This is a genomic window from Frankia sp. AiPs1 (assembly GCF_023716945.1).
In the GTDB taxonomy this organism is placed as follows: Bacteria; Actinomycetota; Actinomycetes; order Frankiales; family Frankiaceae; genus Frankia.
Window position 1 is genome coordinate 1 of sequence record NZ_JAMQQF010001057.1, and the last position, 948, is coordinate 948.

1 protein-coding gene is annotated in these 948 nt (G+C 74.2%); it reads left to right on the forward strand.

What is annotated here, in order from left to right:
- Nucleotides 1–154 precede the first annotated feature (154 nt).
- A complete protein-coding gene (locus ND748_RS32825; protein ID WP_251750136.1) occupies nucleotides 155–886 on the forward strand; it encodes a response regulator transcription factor in 732 nt (243 codons plus the stop codon).
- Nucleotides 887–948 lie beyond the last annotated feature (62 nt).

Consider the following 948-nt stretch of genomic DNA (forward strand, 5'->3'; position numbering starts at 1 on the left):
CCGCCGACCCCCCCCGCCACCGGCCGGATCCCCGCCGCAGCCGGGGATCCGGGGGCGGCGGCCCGGCTGAAGCCGGCCTGAAGGCCGCGGTAGGTGTTCCTGAGAGGGCCCGGCGGCCGTCCACCTGTCCACTGCGCACAGGCAGACTGGAGCCGTGCGGGTACTGGTGGTGGACGACGACGCGGCTGTCCGGGAGTCCCTGGAGCGCTCGCTCCGGTTCGAGGGCTATGAGGTGACGACCGCGGTCGACGGGGCGGACGCCCTCGACGCGGTGGGTCGCCACCAGCCGGACATCGTGGTCCTCGACGTGATGATGCCTCGCATCGACGGGCTGGAGACCTGCCGCCAGCTGCGGGCCCGCGGCGACGACGTGCCGGTGCTCATGCTGACCGCGCGTGACGGTCTGGCCGATCGGGTCAGCGGTCTCGACGTCGGCGCCGACGACTACCTGGTCAAACCGTTCGCCCTGGAGGAGCTCTTCGCCCGGCTGCGGGCGCTGACCCGCCGGGCGGCGCTCGCCGCCCGGGCCGCCGGGGCGGGCGGTGCCGGCGGGTCGGGCGCGGTCGCCGACTCGGTGCTGCGCTACGGCGGCGTGAGTCTGGACCAGGCCAGCCGCCAGGTGACCCGGGGCGAGCGCGAACTGACTCTGACCAAGACCGAGTTCGAGCTGCTGGAGCTGTTCCTCCACCATCCGCGGCAGGTGCTGTCCCGCTCTATGATCATGGAGCGGGTCTGGGGCTACGACTTCGGCCCCACCTCCAACTCGCTGGAGGTCTTCGTGAGCTACCTGCGACGCAAGCTCGAAGCCGGTGGCGAACCCCGGCTGCTGCACACCGTGCGTGGCGTCGGCTACGTGCTGCGTGAGCCGGCGGGGGACCGCGGGTGACGCGAGCCGGCGGCGGGCCGCCGGTGCTGGCCTACCCGGCGTCCGTCGGCGGCGGCGAGCCC